At 58.7% G+C, this 16,944-nt stretch carries 17 protein-coding genes; 15 read left to right on the top strand and 2 right to left on the bottom strand.

Translation table 11 applies throughout. From position 1 onward, the window contains the following. The first annotated feature begins 11 nt into the window (after positions 1-11). The 12 genes from tsf (at position 12) to QP093_RS00545 (ending at position 11,756) form a co-directional block, all read left to right on the top strand. Positions 12-842, top strand: a complete 831-nt coding sequence (gene tsf / locus QP093_RS00600) for a translation elongation factor Ts (protein ID WP_058236722.1) — start codon at positions 12-14, stop codon at positions 840-842. 60 nt (positions 843-902) lie between these two features. Next, the gene (pyrH, locus tag QP093_RS00595; protein ID WP_371935764.1) at positions 903-1,637 is read left to right on the top strand and encodes a UMP kinase; all 735 of its coding nucleotides are present in this window, start codon (positions 903-905) and stop codon (positions 1,635-1,637) included. 2 nt (positions 1,638-1,639) lie between these two features. Further along, a complete protein-coding gene (gene frr / locus QP093_RS00590) occupies positions 1,640-2,197 on the top strand; it encodes a ribosome recycling factor (protein WP_058236723.1) in 558 nt (185 codons plus the stop codon). Continuing rightward, positions 2,197-3,099, top strand: a complete 903-nt coding sequence (locus QP093_RS00585) for a phosphatidate cytidylyltransferase (protein WP_058236724.1) — start codon at positions 2,197-2,199, stop codon at positions 3,097-3,099. The genes frr and QP093_RS00585 overlap by 1 nt, the downstream gene beginning before the upstream one ends. Beyond that, positions 3,096-4,328, top strand: a complete 1,233-nt coding sequence (gene rlmN, locus QP093_RS00580) for a dual-specificity RNA methyltransferase RlmN (protein WP_285014073.1) — start codon at positions 3,096-3,098, stop codon at positions 4,326-4,328. Before QP093_RS00585 ends, rlmN begins: the two co-directional genes overlap by 4 nt. Beyond that, positions 4,321-4,872: a DivIVA domain-containing protein gene (locus QP093_RS00575; protein WP_058236726.1), complete on the top strand. Its 552-nt coding sequence runs from the start codon at positions 4,321-4,323 to the stop codon at positions 4,870-4,872. The genes rlmN and QP093_RS00575 overlap by 8 nt, the downstream gene beginning before the upstream one ends. Further along, positions 4,872-6,104, top strand: a complete 1,233-nt coding sequence (gene dxr, locus QP093_RS00570) for a 1-deoxy-D-xylulose-5-phosphate reductoisomerase (protein WP_285014072.1) — start codon at positions 4,872-4,874, stop codon at positions 6,102-6,104. Before QP093_RS00575 ends, dxr begins: the two co-directional genes overlap by 1 nt. Beyond that, positions 6,104-7,357 (top strand): M50 family metallopeptidase, encoded by a 1,254-nt coding sequence (locus tag QP093_RS00565; protein WP_285014071.1) that lies wholly within the window; start codon positions 6,104-6,106, stop codon positions 7,355-7,357. Before dxr ends, QP093_RS00565 begins: the two co-directional genes overlap by 1 nt. A gap of 50 nt (positions 7,358-7,407) precedes the next feature. Beyond that, a complete protein-coding gene (gene ispG, locus QP093_RS00560) occupies positions 7,408-8,571 on the top strand; it encodes a flavodoxin-dependent (E)-4-hydroxy-3-methylbut-2-enyl-diphosphate synthase (protein ID WP_070727237.1) in 1,164 nt (387 codons plus the stop codon). 77 nt (positions 8,572-8,648) lie between these two features. Beyond that, the gene (locus QP093_RS00555; protein WP_285014070.1) at positions 8,649-9,521 is read left to right on the top strand and encodes a carbohydrate ABC transporter permease; all 873 of its coding nucleotides are present in this window, start codon (positions 8,649-8,651) and stop codon (positions 9,519-9,521) included. Next, a complete protein-coding gene (locus QP093_RS00550; RefSeq protein ID WP_058236730.1) occupies positions 9,508-10,362 on the top strand; it encodes a carbohydrate ABC transporter permease in 855 nt (284 codons plus the stop codon). Before QP093_RS00555 ends, QP093_RS00550 begins: the two co-directional genes overlap by 14 nt. Before the next feature lie 29 nt (positions 10,363-10,391). Beyond that, positions 10,392-11,756, top strand: coding sequence for an ABC transporter substrate-binding protein (locus QP093_RS00545; protein ID WP_285014069.1), 1,365 nt, complete (start codon positions 10,392-10,394; stop codon positions 11,754-11,756). A gap of 39 nt (positions 11,757-11,795) precedes the next feature. On the opposite strand, the gene QP093_RS00540 is transcribed toward QP093_RS00545, so the two are convergent. Next, entirely contained in the window at positions 11,796-12,866 is a 1,071-nt protein-coding gene (locus tag QP093_RS00540) for an aldo/keto reductase (RefSeq protein WP_285014068.1), read from the bottom strand. 110 nt (positions 12,867-12,976) lie between these two features. On the opposite strand from QP093_RS00540, the gene QP093_RS00535 reads away from it, so the two are divergent. Genes QP093_RS00535 through QP093_RS00525 form a run of 3 tightly spaced genes read left to right on the top strand, consistent with a single transcriptional unit; the run spans position 12,977 to position 16,110 of the window. After that, positions 12,977-14,752 carry a proline--tRNA ligase gene (locus QP093_RS00535; RefSeq protein ID WP_480295378.1) on the top strand — a complete coding sequence of 592 codons (1,776 nt, stop codon included), beginning with the start codon at positions 12,977-12,979 and terminating at the stop codon, positions 14,750-14,752. After that, positions 14,752-15,243 (top strand): peptide deformylase, encoded by a 492-nt coding sequence (gene def / locus QP093_RS00530; protein ID WP_285014066.1) that lies wholly within the window; start codon positions 14,752-14,754, stop codon positions 15,241-15,243. The genes QP093_RS00535 and def overlap by 1 nt, the downstream gene beginning before the upstream one ends. 3 nt (positions 15,244-15,246) lie before the next feature. Next, a complete protein-coding gene (locus QP093_RS00525; protein WP_285014065.1) occupies positions 15,247-16,110 on the top strand; it encodes a class I SAM-dependent methyltransferase in 864 nt (287 codons plus the stop codon). Here QP093_RS00525 and QP093_RS00520 read toward each other — a convergent pair. Continuing rightward, the gene (locus QP093_RS00520) at positions 16,097-16,852 is read right to left on the bottom strand and encodes a DUF981 family protein (RefSeq protein WP_058236735.1); all 756 of its coding nucleotides are present in this window, start codon (positions 16,850-16,852) and stop codon (positions 16,097-16,099) included. The genes QP093_RS00525 and QP093_RS00520 overlap by 14 nt on opposite strands. Between the last annotated feature and the right edge of the window lie 92 nt (positions 16,853-16,944).

Here is a 16,944-nt window from a genome sequence, read left to right as displayed (position 1 = left end):
GACTGACAGCAATGGCGAATTTCACCGCTGCTGACGTCAAGGCTCTGCGTGAACAGACCGGCGCAGGCATGATGGACGTCAAGAAGGCACTGACCGAAGCTGACGGCGACCAGGCCAAAGCTCTTGAAATCATCCGACTCAAGGGCCTCAAGTCCCTGTCCAAGCGCGAAGACCGTGTTGCCTCGGCTGGACTGCTTGTCGGCACCGTTGTCGATGACAAGGCCGGCATCCTGGTTGAGGTCAACTCTGAGACCGACTTCGTTGCCAAGAACCAGAAGTTCATTGACTTCGCCCATTCGGTTCTCGAATCGGCAGTCAACTCCGGCGCAGCCACCCTCGAGGATCTTTTGGCTGCTTCCCATGAGGAAGGAACCGTGCAGGATGCGCTCAACACGATGGGCGCCGTGATCGGCGAAAAGCTTGAGATTCGCCGTATCGTCCGTCTCGAAGGCGAACTGGTCACCCTGTACCTGCACCAGACCAGCCCTGACCTACCTGCGCAGGTCGGCGTTCTCGTCTCCACTGACGAAGCTGGCCGCGAGATTGCACACGACGTTGCTATGCACATCGCTGCCTACCAGCCGACGTACCTTGACCGCGACCACGTTCCGGCCGATGTACTGGCACAGGAGCGCTCGACTCTCGAGAAGATCACGCTGCAGGAAGGCAAGCCTGAGAACATCGTTCCCAAGATCGTTGAAGGCCGCCTGAACGCATACTTCAAGGACAACTGCCTGGTTGACCAGGAGTACGCTCGTGACCCCTCCAAGACCGTTGGACAGGTTCTCAAGGAAGCCGGCGCAACTCTGACCGACTTCGTTCGTCTCCACGTCGGAGCCTAAACAGTAGCCATGATGGCCCCGCCCACACGGACGGGGCCATCATCACAATAAGGAGAGTGCATGGCGATGTCTCAGCGCCGAGTATTACTGAAACTGTCAGGAGAAGCATTCGGCGGTGGCAAAGTAGGTCTCGACCCTACCGTCGTCAGACAGATTGCCGAACAGGTCGCGCAGGCAGTTCACCAGGGCATCCAGGTCGCCATTGTGGTGGGCGGGGGCAACTTCTTCCGAGGTGCCGAATTGTCACGCTCTGGACTGGACCGTGCACGCGCCGACTATATGGGGATGCTCGGTACTGTCATGAATGCCCTGGCATTGCAAGACTTCATCGAACAGGCTGGCGTCGCCAGTCGTGTGCAGACCGCCATCTCCATGCAACAGGTCGCTGAGCCCTATATTCCGCTGCGCGCCATTCGTCACATGGAAAAGGGCCGCGTGGTCGTCTTCGGTGCTGGTGCCGGAATGCCGTACTTTTCGACCGACACTGTCTCCGCTCAGCGCGCACTGGAAACCCACTGCGACGAACTGCTCGTCGCGAAGAATGGGGTCGACGGTGTTTACGATGACGACCCGCGTTCCAATCCGAATGCCCGTCGCTTCGATTTTCTGACATACTCGGATGCACTGGCTCGCGGCTTGAAAGTTGTAGATGCTGCCGCATTTGCTCTGAGTCGTGACAACGGACTGACCATGCGCGTGTTTGGAATGTCCGAACCAGGAAACATCACTAAGGCACTGATGGGCGAATCAATCGGTACGCTAGTGACTGCAACACCTTCAGATGACGAGGAGTAAACGTGATTGATGATGTTCTGCTCGAAGCAGAAGACAAAATGGACAGCGCCATCGAAGTGGCGAAGGAAGACTTCGGCAATATTCGCACTGGACGCGCCAACGTCGGCATGTTCCAGCAGATCATGGTGGACTATTACGGCGCACCCACACCGATGCAACAGCTGGCCTCGTTTCAGATTCCCGAGGCGCGCACCGTCCTGATCTCTCCTTATGATCGCAATTCGACCGCAGAGATCATGCGCGCTATCCGCGAATCTGACCTGGGTGTCAACCCCTCGGACGACGGCAACGTCATCCGTGTGGTGCTGCCATCGCTCACCGAGGAGCGTCGCCGCGACTATGTCAAGCAGGCTAAGACCAAGGCTGAAGAAGCTCGCGTGTCCGTGCGCGCTGTGCGACGCAAGGCCATGGATCAGCTCAACAAGATGAAGAAAGACGGAGACGCTGGGGAAGACGAGATCGAACGCGCGGAAAAGTCTTTGGAAAACACGACCCGCGAACACGTCAGCCAGATCGACGAGCTTCTCGAATCGAAGGAAAGCGAACTGCTGACGATCTGATGGCACACGCCTCGACACGCACCATCATCACACAGGTTTTTCGTCCAGGGCCCACCCAGGATCACAAACCTCTGTCAGTGTCCGGACGCGCCGGACGTAACCTTCCAGCTGCGATCGCGACGGCAATCGTCCTCATCACGATTGTCGGCGTAGCTGTCGCTATTGGCCGGTGGGCCGTCACCGCAGTCGTATGCGTGATGTCCTTGGTCGCCATCTGGGAACTGGCCGCTGCTGTGCGCCGTGACGGCATTATCGTCCCGACTGCACCCCTGTATGTCGGTGCTGTTGCGATGATCGTCTGCGCCCGCCAGGGCGGGATTGGAGTAAGCGCCGGAATTCTGGCTCTGACTGTTGCCATCGCCAGCGCATGGCGTCTGCTCGACCCCGACGGTGACCGCCCGCACGGACGAGACCTCGTCTACACGGCTTTTATCGCCGTATACGTACCGTTCTTTGCCTCATTCGTTGCCACAATGATCTCGGGTCAGTCTTGGCGCTGGGTTCTGGTGATGTACCTGGCGGTGACCTGCTCGAACGATCTGGGCGGCTGGGCCTGCGGTGTTCTCGTCGGCCGTCACCCGATGGCTCCGCGCATCTCTCCCAAGAAGTCGTGGGAAGGTTTTATTGGTTCGGTCGCCATGTGTATGGCTGTGGCAGCGTGTTTCATTGTGCCTCTCGGCGGACGCTGGTGGTGGGGTCTGGTTGTGGGTCCGCTCATTGCTGTGGCTGCCACCGTGGGTGATCTGACCGAATCCATGCTCAAACGCGACGTGGGACTGAAGGATATGTCGGGTATCCTGCCAGGCCACGGCGGAATGATGGATCGCCTCGATTCAGTGCTGATGTGCGCCCCGGTCTTCACGTTCATTGTCAGCTATGCATTGCCGGGGACACTGCTATGAGCACCCGAGAAGTACGCCCCACCGATCAGGCACCGGAAGGCGCGACGCATCCTGATGCCAAGCCGGTCCTGTCTTTCACCGCGCGCCGTCGCGGCAAGGCGCCGCGTCACCTCGTTGACCTGGACCTTGCTGAACGTAAGGAAGCTGTGGCAGCGGTTGGTATTCCTGCGTTCAGAGCCGATCAGCTGTCGCGCCACTATTTTGAGCACATGCTCGGTGACACTGCGCAGATGACGGATCTTCCTGCATCACTGCGTCCGAAGCTGGGGGAGGAACTCTTCCCGAAGCTCCTGACGGAAGTCACAGCGCAGCACGCTGACAAGGGCCAGACGATTAAGACTCTGTGGGAGCTTTTCGACGGCGCCCGCGTCGAATCGGTTCTCATGCGCTACCCTCACCGCACGACGCTGTGCCTGTCTTCTCAGGCCGGCTGCGGGATGGCGTGCCCGTTCTGCGCGACCGGGCAGATGGGGCTGACACGCAACCTATCCACCGGTGAGATGGTCGAACAGGTGCGCGTCGCCCGCTTGGCATGTGCCCGAGGCGACATTGGTGATGGGCCGACACACCTGACTAACGTCGTTTTCATGGGGATGGGGGAGCCGCTTGCCAACTGGCGTCACCTGGTGGGCACGCTGCACCGACTCGTGCGCGATGTGCCTGAGGGATTCGGCATGTCCGCCCGTAACATCACCGTCTCAACTGTCGGCCTGGTTCCTGCGATCGACAAGCTGTCAGGCTTGGGAATCCCGGTGACACTGGCAGTGTCCCTGCATGCACCCGACGATGACCTGCGCGATGACCTCATTCCGATTAATTCACGCTGGAAGGTCGGTGAACTCCTGGATGCTGCGAGGCGGTATTTCATGGCGACCGGCAGGCGCGTGTCAATCGAATACGCGTTGATTCGCGATATGAACGATCAGCCGTGGCGCGCGCAGCTCCTCGCTGATGAGCTCAATAAACGAGGGCGCACGTGGGCCCATGTCAATCCCATTCCGCTTAACCCCACGCCCGGGTCCATCTGGACGGCATCGACACAATCCGCCCAAAATGAATTTGTTGACACGTTACGTCGTGCAGGGATTTCGACCACGATACGTGATACACGTGGATCCGACATTGATGGGGCGTGTGGTCAACTCGCAACCGCCGTCGAGAAGGTAAGCTCATCTCGTAAGAAGCGGCCCGTCCCGGTTCACATCGAACGCAGGAGTGAGAATGAGTGACTCTTTTCCGAAAGTGAGTGTCTTCAAGCGCGGTTACGACCCGAAGCTCGTTGACGAATTCTTCACCGAAGCGCGCAGTGCTTACGAGGGCGGTGTTCCTGCAGAACAATTCAGCGCCGAGCAAGTCCGCCAGGCGACCTTCCTGCTCAAACGCGGCGGATACGCGTGTGAAGCAGTGGATGCTGCGATGAGCCGTCTGGAAGATGCGTTCATTCAGCGTGACCGTGCCGACCATATTGCCGTCAACGGCGAATCCGCTTGGTATGAACGCGTGGCAGACCGTGCAACGACTCTGTACCCCCGCATGCTTCGCCCACGAGGGGAGCGCTTCTCCCATCCTGCATCCGGCCGAGGCTACAACGCACAGGAAGTGGATGATCTTCTGGACCGCTTGGCTGACTACTTCGATGACCGCGGTGAAGTCACTGTCGAGGACGTACGCCTGGCAACGTTCCGTGATGCAAAAGGCACGAAGGCCTATTCTGAAGGGCCTGTGGATGCCTACCTGGGGCGCGCCGTTGAGATCCTCCTCGCTGTCAACTGATGCACACCGATCCTTTTGTGCGCGATGTCGTAATCCTCGGGTCCACCGGGTCGATCGGCACGCAGGCCCTTGATGTCATCGAACGCCACGAAGAGGCGTTCCGGGTGCGCGCGCTGGCAGCAGGTGGCAGCAACATTGACCTGTTCGCCCGTCAAATCAGGTATTTTCGCCCCGAACGCGTCGCCCTCGCCCAGCCCGTAGCACACCAGCTTGCCGCTGCCTTGGACGAGATGGGTACTGCGCGTCCAGACATTGCCGAGGGCGCCGACGCCGTCGCACAGCTTGCCGGAGCTTACCCCAAGGCCACAGTCCTCAACGGGATCACGGGCCAAGCCGGCCTGGAATCCACACTGGCCGCGCTGACCGCCGGATCCACGTTGGCACTGGCTAACAAAGAGTCCCTCGTTGTCGGTGGCTCCCTCGTCCGGAAAGCAATGCAGCGCCCCGGGCAGATCATTCCCGTCGACTCGGAGCATTGCGCGATCGCACAGGCCCTCAGCTCGGGGATCCATGAGAAGGGTCTAACGGCGCCGCGAGTGACCGGCCGAAGCGAAGTTGCCGAACTGGTGCTCACCGCCTCAGGAGGCCCATTCCGCGGGTGCACCCGCGCTGAACTGGCACACGTCACCGCGCAGCAGGCTCTGGCTCACCCGACGTGGGCAATGGGGCCGGTGGTAACGATTAACTCATCAACCTTGATGAACAAGGGGCTGGAGCTGATTGAGGCGCATCTGCTCTTCGATATAGCGCCTGAAAGCATTATTCCCGTCGTTCACCCACAGTCGATCGTGCACTCGATGGTGACGTGGCGTGATGGCGCCACCATTGCTCAGGCCAGTCCGCCTGATATGCGCCTGCCGATCGGCTGGGCACTGTCGTACCCGGAAAGGCTAGGCGACATCGCCCAGCCGCTGACGTGGTCAGCATCGCAGTCGTGGACCTTTGAACCCGTTGATTCTGATACGTTCCCCGCTCTTGACCTGGCTCGCCAGGCCGTGGCCGCTTCACCGACGCACCCGGCCGTATTAAACGCCGCCAATGAAGTCATGGTCGATGCATTCTTGCGCGGCCAGGTGCGGTGGCTCGACATTGTGGACACTGTTGGGGCTGTCCTTGACGCGCACGAGGGCGTCAGCGATCCAACACTGGATGATATCCATGAGGCCGAACGGTGGGCTGCTGACCGTGCCCGTGCCGTAGCGGGTCTGGGATCTGAACGAGGGGACCACTAGTGGCGGGAGCCGTTGGCATTATCGTCGTCATCATTGGGCTTCTGCTTTCGGTTGCCTTGCACGAGATCGGTCACATGGTGCCAGCCAAACGCTTTGGAGCTGCCGTCAGTGAGTATTCCGTTGGTTTCGGACCGGTAATCGCTCAACGCACCTGGCGCGGTACGCGCTACGTGATTCGGTGGATTCTGCTGGGAGGCTACGTGCGCATCCTGGGCATGCTGCCTCCCGCGCGGCCTGGCACACGCACGCACCGCGGCTCGAAGCTTACTTTGGCCGAACAGGCACGTCGCCAGTCCGCCGAGGAAATGATTGACGAGGATGCAACCGGCATTCCGTTTTATCAGCTGTCCGTGCCGCAGAAGATCACTGTCATGATGGGCGGACCGGTTATGAACCTGCTGATCAGTGCTGTTCTGACGGCAGTGGCACTGATGGGAATTGGCATTCCGACCGCATCCCTGACACTGGCGGACGCGCCACAGACCATCACGTTGCGCGACGGGGAAGAATTCCCGGGCCCTGCCTATCAGGCCGGCATCCGCGCAGGCGACACGGTGCGTTCCTGGGGTGACACGTCGGTTCACCAGTGGGATGATCTGGTCGGCGCGATCGCGCACACAGGATCTGAACCCACCGCCGTGACAATTGAACGCGACGGCGTGGAGCAGACGATGACCGTGACGGCCCACCAGGTGTCTGATGGCTCGTATATCACCGGAATTGTTGCCGGGGTGGAGCGACGCTCAGCTCAGGTTTCAACCGTGGGCAGTGTGTGGGCACAGATGGGTATCGGCACAGCGGCAATTGTGGTCAAGCTCCCTGTGGCAGTGTGGAATGTCGTGGAGTCGCTTTTCACGGGCAAGGACCGTGGCGAGGACTCTGTCATGTCTGTTGTGGGGGTGGGTCGCGTCGCGGCTGAAATTTCCTCCAGCGCAGCGCACGACGCACAATCAGGTGGAACGGATTTTGCCGGTGCTGCCGGAACGCTGCTGATGCTGCTTGCTTCACTGAATATGGCGTTGTTCGTGTTCAATCTGATTCCGCTGCTACCGCTGGACGGCGGCCACATCGCAGGCGCCCTGTTCGAGGGGACCCGTCGCATGTGGGCGCGCCTTCGCAATCGTCCAGATCCCGGACCGGTTGATACGGCGCGTATGTTGCCGGTGACCTACGCTGTGATGCTGATTCTGGTGGTTATGACGATTGTGCTGGTGATTGCCGACATTGTTGTCCCTGTCACGTTGCCCCTGTGAGATCGTCGTTAATCGCTGCCAACTGCCATGCTTCGGGAGATAATGAGCCCATGAGCCAGCCAATTGCATTGGGAATGCCCTCCACTGCGGATGTGGGATTTCCTCGGAAGAAGACTCGTCGCATCCACGTAGGGTCAGTCCCTGTGGGGGGCGGCGCGCCGATTTCTGTTCAGTCCATGACCACCACGAAGACGCATGACATCGGGGCGACACTTCAGCAGATCGCGGAGCTGACTGCAGCTGGGTGCGACATTGTGCGTGTGGCATGTCCGACTGATAAGGACGCTGCTGCGCTCAAAGTAATCGCGCAGCAATCCACCATCCCTGTTATTGCGGACATCCATTTCCAGCCCAAGTACGTGTTCGCGGCAATCGAGGCGGGATGTGGGGCAGTACGTGTCAATCCAGGCAATATTCGTCGGTTCGACGATCAGATCGAGGCCATCACTCAGGCTGCTACAGAACACGGGACCTCGATCCGCATCGGTGTCAACGCCGGCTCGCTGGACAAACGTATGTATGAAAAGTTCGGCGGCCCAACCGCTGAAGCTTTGGCTGAATCAGCTGTCTGGGAAGCCTCGCTGTTTGAGCAATACGACTTCCACGACTTCAAGATTTCTGTCAAGCACCACGATCCTGTCACGATGATCCGTGCCTATGAGCTCTTGTCCGAACGAGGGGACTGGCCGCTCCACTTGGGTGTCACGGAAGCTGGACCGGCCTTCCAGGGCACCATCAAGTCGGCTACCGCCTTTGGCGCCCTGTTGCGTGAGGGCATCGGTGACACGATCCGCGTGTCCTTGTCGGCACCGCCCGTCGAGGAAGTCAAGGTTGGCATTCAAATTCTGCAGTCAATGGGGCTGCGCGAGCGCACACTGGAAATCGTGTCATGCCCGTCATGCGGCCGCGCGCAGGTCGATGTGTATTCCCTGGCCAACAGTGTGACTGAGGGGCTGAAGGATTTGACGGTTCCCCTGCGCGTCGCCGTCATGGGATGCGTCGTGAACGGACCAGGTGAAGCACGCGAAGCCGACCTGGGTGTGGCATCCGGCAACGGGAAAGGCAAGATCTTCATCAAGGGTGAAGTGGTCGAAACAGTGCCGGAAGATCAGATTGTTGAAACACTGATTCGCCGCGCAAACCTGCTCGCCGAAGAAATGGGCCTTGAAGAAGGCGACGGTCACGTCGAGGTCATCCCTGCCGGAGCACGGTGATCACCGTGAGGTGCGCGTCGAGCGGGGATATTGTGTACCGTTGAAAGATAGCCTGGAAGTGCGGAAGGGAGCGGCTCGTGGGTAGTAATCGCCTGGGTCGAACCGTGACAGGTTATGCGCTCTTGGTGCCCAGTTTGATCGGTGTGCTCGTTTTCCTTCTGGCACCCATCGGCATTGTGATCTGGCTGAGCTTTCAGCGCTGGGATTTGATCGGACCGCGCCAATTCGTCGGATTCGACAACTGGGTATCTGTCCTTACCGGACCTGACCTGGTGAACTCCCTGATCGTCACTGCACTCCTGGTGCTGTTGGTAATTCCCATTCAGACACTCCTCGGCCTGCTGATGGCTGCTCTCATGGTGAAAGGACTACCAGGCTCGGGAGTGTTCCGCGTTATCTACGTCATCCCGTGGGTGTGTGCGCCACTGGCTCTGGGCATCGTGTGGAAGTGGATTTTTGCCCCCACCGGCGGTGCCCTGAACGCACTGATCGGCACCCGGGTCGAATGGCTGACCGATCCGACATTAGCCCTGCCAGCAGTCGCATTCGTATCCATCTGGTCCCAGGCCGGCTACGTCGCCCTGTTTTTTATGGCCGGTCTGGCTGCGATCCCAGAAGACATCATTGAGGCAGCGCGCGTCGATGGAGCATCCGACACGCGCATCTTCTGGTCAATCAAGGTGCCCCTCATCCGCCCGACGATGTTCTTCGTACTGGTTACGTCCACCATTTCCGTCTTCCAAATGTTCGACCAGATTTTCGCGCTGACCGAGGGCGGCCCGGCCAAGCGGACAGAGGTACTGTCCTACCGGATCTACAACCTGGCGTTCACGAACTTTGATCTGGGCAGAGCGTCGGTGACGGCGTTGGTTCTCTTCGTCATCCTGGTGGCAATCACGCTGATTCAGAATCGCTACTTTTCCCGGAGGATGACCTATGAGTACTCCTAGGAAGCGTGGCGTTGCCGCGGTGTGGACGAACACCCTTGTCTACGCAATCTTGGTCATCGGTGCGGTTCTGGTTCTGGCACCGTTCGCGTTGTCTGTCATGACGTCGTTGAAGACACCAAGGCAGTTCGCTACCTCGTCGCCTCTTGAACCTCCCGCACCGCCGACTCTGGACAACTTCACGAACCTGTTTGCAGGTGGAACGAAGGTCGACTTCAGCCGCGCCTTCGGCGTGACGTTCGCCGTCGTGATAGTTGTCCTTGTGGGCCAACTTCTTTTTTCCATCATGGCCGCCTATGCTTTCGCGCGTATCAGTTTTCCTGGTCGTGACGCCGTCTTCTGGGTGTATCTGGCTACGCTCATGGTGCCGCAGGTCGTCACGATCGTTCCGCTGTATCTGATGATGGCGCAAAGCGGGCTGCGCAATACGTTCTGGGCATTGGTGCTGCCGTATGTCTTCGGCTCCCCGTATGCGATCTTCCTGCTTCGTGAGTATTTCCGCTCCATTCCTCAGGACCTGATCGACGCAGCGCGCCTCGATGGTGCTGGAACTATCCGAGTATTGACTCGGATTGTCGTGCCTATGTCCCGCCCGATTATCGCAACTCTTGCGTTGATCACGGTAGTGACGCACTGGAACAACTTCATGTGGCCGTTGATTGTGACAACCGGCCAGGACTGGGCAGTGATCACCGTGGCGACCTCGAGCCTGCAGTCCCAATACACCAATAACTGGACGCTGGTCATGGCTGCCACCACGATTGCAATGGCACCGTTGATCCTCATATTTGCGCTCTTCAATCGTCGTATTGTCGATTCCATTGCGATCACGAGCTTTAAGTAGACCCCACCACAACACGAAAGGATGAAGCGATGACACATCTGCGAAAGCCGCTTCTTGCAGGAGTTCTGGGCATGGCATTGGCTCTGGCTGCCTGCAGCTCAGGAGGATCCGGTCAAAGCGGCGAAAGCGGGGGGACCGCTTCGAATTCAGGAGCTGCCACCACTGTGACCTTGAGGCTGTGGGACGAGGGGGCCGCCGGCGCCTACGAAGAATCACTCGCTGCATTTCACGACCAGAATCCTGACATAGCTGTGGAGATTTCCGTCGTCCCGTGGAGCGACTACTTCACCAAGTTGCGCACGGATATCGCTGCCGGCTCGATGGATGACCTGTTCTGGATTAACAACTCGTCCTACACGTCCTACGCCAAGAGCGGCAACATGGTCAATATCGACGAGGCATTGGGCGCCGAAGCGCGCGACCAGTGGGATGCCAATGTTGTCAAGGCCTTCACCCTCGATGACACATTGTGGGGCGTGCCGCAGCTGTCGGACGCTGGAATTGCGCTGTACTACAACAAGACTCTCCTCGATGAAGCTGGCGTGACACCGGACGACCTCGCCAATGCGAAATGGTCACCGCAGGGCGGCGACGACACGCTGATCAACCTGCTCAAGAAGCTCACGAAGGATAACAGCGGCAATACTGCTGACTCAGCTGACTTCAACGCAGATTCGATCAGCCAGTACGGCTACAACGCGGCTCAGGATCTCCAGGCAATCATGCTGCCCTTTATTGGCTCCAACGGCGGCACGTTCCAGAACGGTGACCAATTCACCTTCTCTGACGCCAGGACCACACAGGCCATGCAGTACGTTGTCGACCTGATTACCAAGGAACACGTGGCTCCCTCGGCAGCCGATACGAACATGGACGGAGAATTCACTCGTAACCAGTTCCTCCAGGGCAACATGGCGATCTTCCAGTCCGGCCTGTACAACTTGGCCACCATTGCGGAAAGTGCCGATTTTGAGTGGGGGACAGCGCTTCTGCCGGAGGGTCCCGCAGGCCGTGTCTCTGTCACCAACGGCATCGTCGTTGCGGGCAATGCGAAGAGTGAGAACCCCGAGGCTGTTGCCGAGGTTCTGGAGTGGCTCGGTTCCCAGGAAGGCAACGAATATATCGGAAAGAACGGCACGAATCTGCCTGCGGTCACAGCGGCGCAGCAGGTCTACTTCGATTTCTGGAAGGACAAGGGGATCGACATTCAACCGTTCTTCGACGTTGTCGCCGATGGTGCGCCCACCATTGATCCGCCTGTAGGCGACAACTTCACGGCCGCGTCAGCCGCGTACACCGAAGTCCTTAACGAGGTCTTTCAGGGACGCGTTCCCGTCGCTGAGGGTATGAAGACAGCGGACGAGAAGGCGAACGCCGCCATGAACGGCGAATAAGACGTATACCGCTTGCGCGGCCGTGGGTCAGTCGGTGCCTTACGGCCGCGTTTCAGTTGCGCCCCACCATTGGTTGATGCCTGAATCCACCGCATGCTCGTCGATGGCCTGCAGTTCCTCGTCGCTGAAGTCAGTGGCGTCGAGTGCTCCGAGAGAATTCGACAATTGCTCCACGCTGGAAGCTCCGACCAATGCGGTGGTCACGGTGCGCGCTCCCTGATCTCGCAGCACCCACGCGATAGCCATTTGAGCCAGATCCTGTCCACGCTCATGAGCTATATCGTTGAGGGCGCGAATGTGATCGAGCGTCTCATCGGTGAAGAATTCGCGCGAAACTTTACCCACGCCGAGCCGTGAATTCTCAGGAATGCCGTCCAGGTACTTGTCGGTGAGCATTCCCTGCGCCAGAGGAGAAAACGCGATGACGCCCATCTTCTGTTCAGCGGCAGTATCCAGCAGCGAGGGCTCGCCTTCTTCAACCCACCTATTCAGCATCGAGTACGACGGCTGATGAATCACGAGGGGAACGCCGAGTTCACGCATGATCGACTGTGCCTCAATGGTTGCGTGCGCACTGTAGGACGAAATCCCGACGTAGCGTGCTTTGCCCGATGCCACAGCATCACGCAGCGCCATCATCGATTCTTCCAGGCGCGTTTCGCCTTCAGGACGATGGTGGTAGAAGATGTCCACGTAATCGAGCCCCATACGGGTCAATGACTCATCCAGAGATGACAACAAGTAGTTGCGGGAGCCGCCCTGGCCATAGGGACCTTCCCACATGTCCCATCCCGCTTTCGTTGAAATGACGAGCTCGTGGCGATGTGCCCGCAAATCCTTCGCGAAGATCCTCCCGAAGTTCTCTTCCGTGCTCCCCGCTGGCGGACCGTAGTTATTGGCTATGTCGAAGTGGTAAATACCGTGATCGAATGCGAAGCGAATAATGTCACGCTGTGTCTGGAACGGGCGGTCGTCACCGAAGTTGTGCCACAGTCCCAGTGCAATGCGAGGGAGCTGCAAACCTGAGTCCGCGCAACGCGCGGTCGGCATGGTCGAATAACGGTCCGTCGAAGGCAGCCAGGGAGTACCGGTTGGAAGAAAATTCATCATGGTTCTATTGTCTCGTGCTGCTGGTCGCCTCGCTTGGATTCCGACATCTCAGGGACAGGATCTGACAGGAAGCGCAGTGGTGAACTAATCTGGAAGACGTGCTGAAAACTATGTCATCTTTCTTTGTCCGCACGTTGCGTGAAGATCCCGCCGACGCGGAAGTCACCTCTCATAAGCTCCTGGTGCGCGCTGGTTACATTCGACGTACCGCACCCGGTATCTACACGTGGCTCCCGTTGGGCCTGCGCGTGGTGCGCAAGGTGGAGCAGGTTGTGCGTGAGGAAATGGACAGGATCGGTGCGCAGGAAGTACTGTTCCCAGCTCTGCTTCCAGCCGACCCGTACAAGCAGTCCCATCGCTGGGAGGAATACGGCCCTACGCTCTTCAAGCTGCGTGACCGCAAAGAGGGGGACTATCTGCTTGCCCCCACTCACGAAGAGATGTTTACCCTGCTGGTCAAGGATATGTACTCCTCGTACAAAGATCTTCCCGTCACGCTGTACCAGATTCAGACCAAGTACCGTGACGAGGCTCGTCCTCGCGCCGGTCTGATCCGCGGACGCGAATTTATCATGAAAGATGCGTACTCTTTCGACCTTGACGATCACGGGCTGGATGCCTCCTACGACCTGGAACGTTCGGCGTACGAAGCGATCTTCAAACGTCTGGACCTTGAATACGTCATCTGTTCGGCAATGTCCGGCGCAATGGGCGGATCACGCTCTGAAGAGTTCCTGCATCCGTGCACGATTGGCGAAGATACATTTGTTCGCTCTGCAGGTGGGTATGCGGCCAACGCGGAAGCTGTCAAGACACCGGCACCGGACCCGCTGCCAATCGAAGGTCAGCGCCAGGCAGTTGTCTATCCGACGCCGAATTCCACGACGATCGACGCACTCGTGACGTTCGCGAACGACGAGCATCCGCGTGAGGATCGCCCGTGGGAAGCATCCGACACATTGAAGAACGTGGTAGTGGCGTTGACGCATCCTGACGACACGCGTGAAGTCGTGGTGATCGGTGTGCCAGGTGACCGAGAAGTCGATATGAAGCGCCTAGAGGCCGCTGTTTCACCGGGGCGTGTTGAGATCGCGACCGGCGAGGATCTGGCGCAGCATCCGGAGCTGGTCGCCGGTTACATCGGCCCTGACGTCCTGGGCCCCAATGCACGGGGCATTGAACACCCTGTGCGCTACCTGCTCGATCCGCGCATCGTGGATGGCACGTCGTGGATCACAGGCGCCAATGAGGTCGAACGGCACGTCTTTGGCCTTGTCAAGGGGCGTGACTTTACTGCAGATGGCTGGATCGAAGCGGCCGAGGTACGCGAGGGCGACCCCGCACCTGACGGCTCCGGTCCGTTGCACCTGGAACGCGGCATCGAAATCGGCCATATTTTCCAGTTGGGACGCAAGTACGCCGAGGCGTTGGGCCTGACCGTTCTGGATGAGAACGGCAAATCCCGCATCGTCACGATGGGCTCCTACGGTATCGGCGTGTCTCGCGTGATGGCGGCCTTGGCTGAATCGACCAGCGATGAGAAGGGCTTGTCATGGCCCGCACACATCGCACCCTTCGATGTTCATGTCCTCGCTACGGGTAAGGGCGAGGAGATCTTCACGACGGCGCGCGATTTGGCCACTCAGTTGGATGCTGCAGGTCTCGATGTGCTCTACGATGACCGTCCGAAGATGTCGGCAGGTGTCAAGTTTGCTGACAGTGAGTTGATCGGCATTCCGATCACCCTCGTCGTTGGGCGTGGCCTGACTGACGGTGTCGTGGAAATCCGTACGAGAGCGACAGGTGAGCGCCATGAAGTTCCCGTGGACGAAGCGCTCATGCGTGTCAGTGAACTTCATCAAGACTTAATGAATCAGGGGCAATAATGGCGATTCGTGACATTCGCATAATCGGAGATCCCATCCTGCGTACGCCGTGCAAGGAGATCACGACGATTGATGACCACGTGAAGATGCTGGTCGAAGATTTGCTTGAGGGCGTTGATATGGAGGGGCGTGCGGGTCTCGCGGCCAACCAGATCGGCGTTGGTCTGCGTGCGTTCTCGTGGAACATCGATGGGGAAGTGGGCTACATCCTGAACCCCCGGATCGTCGAGTTGTCCAAGGACGAATATCAGGATGGCGATGAGGGTTGTCTGTCAGTTCCTGACTTGTTCTTCCCAACTGAGCGTGCCTGGTATGCCCGTGCCGAGGGGATTGACCTGGATGGCAAGCCAGTTGTCGTCGAAGGCGAGGAGCTGATGGGTCGGTGTATTCAACACGAATGCGACCACCTGGACGGCAAGATTTACATTGATCGCCTTGACCGCAAGAACCGTAAGGAAGCGATGCGCGCGATCCGCAAGATGGGTCTGTAGCTGATGCGTGAGCACGGTGACGCACTCTGCCTCAATCACGCCTTCTGGCAGGAGCAGGCATCACGTCACGCTCAGTCACCGTTTTACGACGTTGACACTCTGGTGAACGATCGCGCGAAGATTCCTGAGGCTATACGCTTGGATCGACCGTACCTGGAGGGCGCTGGCATCGAGGGCGGCGACGTCATCCACCTTCAATGCCATATCGGCACCGACACTGTAGGACTGGCACGCTTGGGGGCGCACCGTCTGGTTGGCCTTGATTTTTCCGAAGAATCCCTGGAGATTGCACGCGGCATTGCCGACCGAGCAGGCCTCCACATCGACTACGTGTGCTCGGATGTTTTGTCTGCCCATGAGGCGGTAGAGGAACGCTTCGACATTGTGTACACCTCGGAGGGTGCCCTTGCATGGGTGCCTGACATACGCCGGTGGGCTCATGTTGTCGCTTCCTTGCTGAAACCAGGCGGCACTCTGGTTGTACGTGACGTGCATCCTCTTGTGGGAACATTGAAGGACCCGGTGCAATGTGACGCCCTCGAACTTCATTTCCCGTACTTTGAAACCCGTGAGGGAATCACATGGGACGACGACTCAAGCGAAGCCGACTACGCAGGCTCTTCTGTGACCCCAGGCAAGAACGCGACGGTGGAGTGGAACCACTCACTTGGGCAGATTGTCAATGCGCTCAGTGACGAGGGCGTCTTTGTTAAACGCCTTGACGAGATTGATGAGTTATTCTTCCCGATGTCGCCCGATATGAAACGGTGCGGACCCAGCAGCTGGAAGCTACCGGAATCCGCACCGACATGTGCCCTTCCTCTGTCATTCAGAATCGTGGCAACTGCAGATCTCACATCGTGTTGACGATCAGACCGATGTGCGTGTAGAAGTTCAGGCATCCGAATAGGCCGATTGCAACGCCGCATGCCAGCCACAGCCACATGACAGCGTTAAGAATGCCGCCTCCACGCGATTCAGATGTGCCTTCTTTATCAGCGCGGAACACGCCGATTGGGAACAGGACGCAGCCCAAACCGATGACAAAGAAGAACAGTGACATGAAGATCGCTTCGAACCACGGCCACTGTGCAAACCAACCGGAAATGGGCTCCTGCGGGGGAGCGGTGAAGAGTCGGTACATCACGCCGGCGAAGGCGATGCCCCACAGTCCCAATCCCAGTCCGCCGGCGAAAATCGACAGCGGCTTTGCGGCGTGGAGCAGTTCGCTCAGAGCCTTCTGTGAACGGGCAATGTGGTCACGCTGCTTCCAGAGATAGAAGCACGCGAACAGTAAGAGTGATCCAAAGCCCAGGCAGGTTTCACCGAAGATCACATTGTCGTAGGCGAAACCGCCAGCGGCCAGCGGCCACGTCGTCGTCATGTGCAAGCCGGTGGTTGTCAAGATCAAGCCAAGAGCACCGAACGCCATGGCGTATCCGTCGACCCGCACGGCAGTCTTGCCGGAGTTCGAGCGAACTTCCCTGAAGAACATCGCAAGCCCGATGAGCGCTGCACCGGCTGCGACTGCCATTAACGTGTTGTAGGTCGGCATGCTCGGCCAATCGATCATGCCGGGGCTTTCAACACCTCTGAAAAAGTCGTCCATCTATTCTTTTCTTTCCTCGACCCATGTCTCCACACAAAATGGAGCCGCGCCGTCTGCGCAGTGGGGACACTACGATGCTAACAGGCTTTCAC

Source organism: Pauljensenia sp. UMB10120 (genome assembly GCF_030212035.1).
In the GTDB taxonomy this organism is placed as follows: domain Bacteria; phylum Actinomycetota; class Actinomycetes; order Actinomycetales; family Actinomycetaceae; genus Pauljensenia; species Pauljensenia radingae_A.
This window is presented reverse-complemented; position numbering and strand designations above follow the sequence as displayed.